This is a genomic window from Spirillospora sp. NPDC049652 (assembly GCF_040675125.1).
Lineage (GTDB): Bacteria > Actinomycetota > Actinomycetes > Streptosporangiales > Streptosporangiaceae > Spirillospora.
Genome location: NZ_JBFAOF010000440.1, coordinates 1 through 5650, shown reverse-complemented (window position 1 = coordinate 5650; position 5650 = coordinate 1). Strand labels below are relative to the sequence as shown.

Annotated in this window: 7 protein-coding genes; all 7 read right to left on the bottom strand. The window is 73.0% G+C overall.

Going from position 1 to position 5650, the window contains the following annotated elements; all coding sequences use genetic code 11:
- Positions 1 to 457: MauE/DoxX family redox-associated membrane protein (locus tag AB0J52_RS24580; protein WP_500184490.1), on the bottom strand; the 457-nt coding region annotated here is incomplete at its 3' end.
- Positions 454 to 894: a lasso peptide biosynthesis B2 protein gene (locus AB0J52_RS24575; RefSeq protein WP_500184489.1), complete on the bottom strand. Its 441-nt coding sequence runs from the start codon at positions 892 to 894 to the stop codon at positions 454 to 456. The genes AB0J52_RS24580 and AB0J52_RS24575, both read right to left, overlap by 4 nt.
- Positions 891 to 1142: a lasso peptide biosynthesis PqqD family chaperone gene (locus AB0J52_RS24570; protein ID WP_500184487.1), complete on the bottom strand. Its 252-nt coding sequence runs from the start codon at positions 1140 to 1142 to the stop codon at positions 891 to 893. Before AB0J52_RS24570 ends, AB0J52_RS24575 begins: the two co-directional genes overlap by 4 nt.
- On the bottom strand, positions 1139 to 2803 hold the full coding sequence (locus tag AB0J52_RS24565; RefSeq protein WP_500184484.1) for an asparagine synthase-related protein: 1665 nt from the start codon (positions 2801 to 2803) through the stop codon (positions 1139 to 1141). Before AB0J52_RS24565 ends, AB0J52_RS24570 begins: the two co-directional genes overlap by 4 nt.
- Positions 2804 to 3173: 370 nt before the next feature.
- Positions 3174 to 3293, bottom strand: a complete 120-nt coding sequence (locus tag AB0J52_RS24560; RefSeq protein WP_500184481.1) for a lasso RiPP family leader peptide-containing protein — start codon at positions 3291 to 3293, stop codon at positions 3174 to 3176.
- 383 nt (positions 3294 to 3676) lie between these two features.
- Positions 3677 to 4093 (bottom strand): ASCH domain-containing protein, encoded by a 417-nt coding sequence (locus AB0J52_RS24555; RefSeq protein WP_500184479.1) that lies wholly within the window; start codon positions 4091 to 4093, stop codon positions 3677 to 3679.
- A gap of 53 nt (positions 4094 to 4146) precedes the next feature.
- Complete coding sequence (locus tag AB0J52_RS24550; RefSeq protein WP_500184492.1) at positions 4147 to 5517, bottom strand: NADH-quinone oxidoreductase subunit N; 1371 nt, start codon at positions 5515 to 5517, stop codon at positions 4147 to 4149.
- Positions 5518 to 5650 lie beyond the last annotated feature (133 nt).

Below are 5650 nucleotides of genomic sequence, written 5' to 3'. Positions count from 1 at the left end.
TCTCGGTCGGCCGGATGCTCTGCGAGAACGCGATCTCCACCAACCCGGCCAGCGCGAACCCCAGCAGCAGCAGGTTGCGCAGGAGCACCGGGTAACTCATGATCGCGCTGCGGTTCCCGAAGCACCCGCATTCGGCGAAGACCCCGCCGCGGACGGCCCGGAACACCACCCCGACGAACAGGACGAGCAGCGCGGCGGCCGCCCACAGGCCCGCGCGGGCGGTGGCCGGGACGGCGATCAGCGCGGCGGTCACGGCCTCGACGACCGCGAACGCGCCGGCGAGCAGGGTGGGCGCCCGGCCGGACAGCATCGTCAGCTTGCGGACGGTGGTGACGAACCGGCCGAACTCCTCCCGTCCGCGCAGCTTGCTGAACGCGGCGAGGGCGAAGATCCCGGCCACCAGCCCCTGGAGGGCCGCCGCCACGATCTCCGGCAGCGTCGTCTCCGGCAACGTCACCGCTCCTTCCCGTCGTGGCCGGTGCGCCGCGCGGGCACCGACATGGTCTTGAGGAACAGGCTCATGTCGCCCGGCTCGCCGACCGCCGTCCCGTCCGCCTCGACCCACGCGTGCGCGCGGAACGGTTCGAGGCGGATCCCGGTGCACCAGTCCGGCCACGACCCGCTCATCCGGCACAGCAGCGCGACGGCCACCGAGCGCCGCAGGCAGCCCTGCCCGGCGCACCGGACGCTGACCGCGACGACCGCCTGCCGCGCGGCGAGCGCCTGGGCCGCGGTGGCGGGCCGCGCGCCCCGGCGGACCAGCCGCAGGACGCGCCGCAGCCGCCCCGGCGGCAGCCGCTCCAGCAGCGCCGCCGCCGCCACGGCCGCGAGGGCCGCCGCACGACGCCGCCGGGACACGTCGGGGCGCGGTTCCAGCGCCACGGGCATCGTCATGGGAGCAGCACCTTCTCTCGGAGCAGCGCCTCGACCAGCGCGGGCACGTCCGCCGCGATCCGGTCGGCGGACTCGGGGTGCCGCCGGGTGAGGATCTCCACCGCGTCCGCGGGGGTGGAGCCGTCGGCGAGGGCGAGCAGGACGGACCGGGCGGTCCCGTTGAGCGAGAAGTAGTTCCCGGTCCGCTCGTCCAGCAGCACCAGGTCGGTACCGGTGTCGGTGACGACCACGTCAGGGGACAGTCTCATCGGCCGACCTCCATCGCGGAACGGGACCCGGCCGCCTCCCGCGCCGCGCGGGACCGCGGACGCGTCGCGCCGACCGAGCGCAGCCACACCTCGCACGCCAGGGTCCCGAGCAGGGGCACCAGCTCCAGCGAGGAGGGCGGAAGGTTCACCAGCGTCGCGCGCAGCGCCGCCGGGTCGACCAGCCCGAGCGAGGCCAGCCGCATGCCGTCGCACAGTTCCAGCAGGTCACGGCGGTGTTCCCGGAGGCCGAGGTAGATGTCGGCACTGAACTCGGCCTTGGAGCGCCTACCGAGGCTGCCGTCCGGGACGATGCCGCGCATCGCCTCGACCAGCGCGGGTTTGTACCGGTCGGCCCGCAGGCACTCGGCGTAGTCGAGGCTGAGCGCCGCCCGGACCACCTGCTCGTCCAGGAAGGGCGCTTCCACCGCGACGCCGTGGCGCGCCGACAGGCGGTCGATCCGGCGCACCAGTTCGCCGCCCAGGCGGATCTGCTGCATGGTGAGGTGCTGTCCGCGCAGCGGCGAGAGGGGCGCGCAGTCCCGGGCCGTTTCGCGCAGGCTCCGGCGCACCGAGTGCACGGCCTCCGGGGTCGCCCATCCGGGCATCCGGTAGGCCGGGCCCCACCCGGACAGGGGGGCGGCGTTGACTCCCCGGATCGGGTTCCGCAGGTTCCGGCCGACCTCGTGCCCCAGCCAGTCGGCGAAGGGTGTGCGGTCCAGCAGCGCGGCGAGCGTGGGGCGCGTCTTCCAGCGGCTCACCGCCCGGCCGGCGCGTACCTGCCTGACCGTCCGCAGCGGATGCCGGCGCAGCATGTCGTGGAGGTAGGCGGGCGTGACATGGAACAGCTCATCGCCGCCGTGCCCGGTCAGGTGCCGGGACGAGCCGGCGGCGGCGAGCCGGCGGGCCTGGTCCAGCGTCATCGCACGGGCGTGGATGGAGGGAAAGGGCGCTTCGAGGTCGGTGTCGGTGTCCAGCAGCCCGGCGAAGGTGCGCGGGCAGTCGTCCACCCGGTTGCGGACGTGCTCGGCGCCGGGCAGGCTCGCGGCGGCCAGAGCGGCCCACCTGCCGTCGTCGCTGCCCTGGTCGCTGGACTCGCACATGACCGTCAGCAGCCGTTCCACCTTGCCCGCGGCCAGGAAGCACACGCTGGTGGAGTCCATCCCCCCGGACAGGTCCGCGCTCAGCAGCGCCTGGCCATCCGTCCGGACCCGCACCGCCTCGGTCAGGGCCCGCCGCACCCGCTGGGCCCCTTCGGCGAGCGGCGCCTCCGGCACCGGCAGCGGGCCGCCGGGACGCACGCGCCCGCGGCCGTCGATGCCGATCCGCAGATGGCCCCCCACGGGAAGCGCCTGGATCCCCTCCCACAGGCACTCCTCGTTCAGCGGCCACGGGACGGTGGGCGCGAGCAGCCTGACGGCCAGCGCCTCCTCGCTGATCCCGGCGTCGGTCAACTCGGCGAGCCCGTCGGGACGGTCCGCCGCGACCGTCACCCCGCGCACCTGGCCGTGGAAGACCTCACGCACCGTCGCCAGATCCCCCTGGACGAACACGACGCCGTCCATCGCCGCGACCGTGTGGAAGCTGCCCGGAACCTCCCGGCGCACATCCGCCAAAGCACCGTTGACGCGCTGCCCGAGGAGGTACTCGGTCAGCCACGGCACACTGACCCGGACCCGCCCGAGCAGCGCTATCCGCCGTGTCCCCGCCGCCGCCCAGCAGACTTCCTCATCCCGCCACCAGCCCGTAATCCAGGGCCGTCCGGAATCGTGCGGGAGAACACGCGAGTCCGTCCACCGGGCACGCAATGAGGCCGCCAGCGCGGCACCCGCCGGATTGTCGGGGAAAACGTAAAACCGCATCAGCCCTCCTGAAGGTCGAGCAGCGCCGAGTCAACACATCCGAACCATTCGGAAATCCGGAACCGGCCACGGGTCCCGCGTCACCCAGTCGCGAAGAGCACCGGCCGTGCCGGTCGGGACGACCGGCACGGCCCCCGTCGCGACAGGCGTCGCAAAGGGTCACGGCGACTCGCTAGCAGCCCAGCCAAGCGCACTGGTTGATGCGGTCGAATCCCCAGGTGCGGTCCCCGAGTGTGACGTCCCGGAGGTCGCCGATCACCACGAACATCGGTGGCTCGTAAGTCGTGCTCATGCCTGCTCACCTCCTCTCCTGATCCGGCGTGAGAAGCTCCATCAGAACGCGCCATAACCACGTGTGTCCATATCGACACCGACAGTAAAGACTTGAGTCAAGAAGGGGCTCTATGGCGGGACGGCCAGCCATGGGAGCACGCCGCGGCCCGCGCCTCAAGGCATCACCACGGGCCTATCCGGCGCATTCGCGCGGTGAACCGGCACCGTCCGCCCGGCCGGACGGCGAGCGTTACGTCCTGTGTCGGCCAGCCGCTCGGATACCGCGCGAACAGCGGCACGAACGGACACAATCGGCGAACAGCAATAGAGGCGGAAAAGCGGCAGCGGCCGCAACGCGGACTGTTCGCGTTGCGGCCGCTGTGGAGACGGACGGTCAGGAAGCTAGGGCTGGACCACCTTGAAGCGTTCGGCGACCACGAGGGTGTCGTCGCCGATGTCCGGCGTGCGGCCGAGGAACTCGGCCACGCCCTCGCTCTGGAAGAACTCCTCGTGGGCCTTCCGCCACTCGGCCGCGTCGGCGTAGCCGCGCCCCTCGGCGTGCGCGAAGTCGTCGTCGATCTCCCGCATGGGGACGGTCCGGACCTCGACGAGCTCGATCACCAGGGCCGTGTTCCCGTCCGAGTCGAGCACGGCGAACCGCTGCCCGGCCTCCGGCACGGCCTCCCCGGCATGCTCGTAGATCTCCAGGAGTCCGGTCAACGCGGTCTTCCGGCCTTCCCTGATCGCCGCGACACCGCTGTCGCGCTCCGGGCCGGGGAAGGCGAGTTCGAGCGTCGGGAGGTTCTCGTCGTTCGTCATTGCGGCAGCGTACGGAGCCGCGACCACGAAGATCAATTCCCCGCCCGCCCCGGTCAGCCGAGGGAGAGGACGATGCCGCTGCCGATGCCCAGGACGAGGGTCAGCGCGGTGGCCGCGTAGGCGACCGCCGCCGCCGGACGGGACGGGGCCGGAGGCTCGCCGTCCGCCGTCCGGTACGCGGGGACGACCCAGCGGAGGTAGTAGAAGACGCTGGCGACGGTGTTGACGGCGGCGACCACCGCGAGCCAGGCGTAGTGGCCGTGCAGCGCGGCCCCCAGCATGAGGACCTTCCCGACGAAGACGGCCGTGGGCGGCGTGCCGATCAGTCCGAGCAGGCAGATGACCAGCGACAGCGCCAGCAGGGGCGAGCGGCGCGCCAGGCCCCGGTAGTCGCCGAGGCGGTCCCGTCCGACGGCGACGACCACCGCGAACGCGCCCAGGTTCGTCACGGCGTAGGCGGCGATGTAGTAGAGCAGGGCGGGTTCGGCGAGGTCGGTGCGTCCGGCCATGGCGACCGGGACGAGCAGGTAGCCCGCCTGGCTGACGGTCGAGTAGGCGAGCAGGCGGCGCACGTTGTCCTGGGCGAAGGCGGCGAGGTTGCCCAGCGTCATCGTCACCGCCGCGAGCAGCGCGACGGTCAGGGCCCAGGAGTGCGGCATGACCTCGGCGCCCAGCCGGAACAGGGCGGCGAAGGCCCCGATCTTGGGGACGGTGGTGACCAGCGTGGCCACCACCGGGGACGAGCCCTCCACCACGTCCGGGACCCAGAAGTGCGCGGGCACCCCGCCCGCCTTGAACAGCAGCCCCGCGACCAGCAGCACGACTCCCACGGTCACGGCCGGGCTGGACGGGAGGCCCCGCGCGAGCGCCTCGTACGAGGTGCTGCGCCCCAGGCCGTAGAGCAGGGTCACGCCGGTGAGCATGAGCAGCCCGAACAGCGCGCCCATGAGGTAGTACTTCAGCGCCGCCTCGGTGCCCCTGGCGTCCTTGGCGAACCCGGCGAGCGCGTAGGCGGGGATGCTGGCCAGCAGGTAGGCCGCGACCAGCACCAGCAGGTCGGACGTCGCGCCGAGGGCGATGGTGCCGAGGGCCGTGAGCACCGTCAGGACGTGGAACTCGGTCTCCCGGCGGTGCCCGCGCAGCGGCGCGTAGGCGAGGGCCATGACCAGCAGCGTCGAGCCGAGGACGGTCACCCGCGTGACGTGCGTGACCGGGTCGAGCATGAACGCGTCGAACGTCATCAGCCGCGGGCCGTCCACGGCGGCCACGGCGGCGGCCAGGCCCGCGAGGACGCCCGCCGCGCAGACCGCGACGGCGGCCCACTGCCGTCGCCGCGGGACGAACATGCCGGTCAGCAGGCCGAGGACGGCCCCGAGCAGCGTGCAGAGCTCCGGCAGCAGGTCGGCCGGGTTCTCCCGCATCATCGGGTTCACCGGGCGACCAGCGTGATCACGGCGGACGACACGGGCTCGACCAGGTCCAGCAGGAAGCGCGGGGCGATACCGACGACCAGGGCCAGCGCGAGCAGCGGGACGATCGCGACGCGTTCGGCCGTCC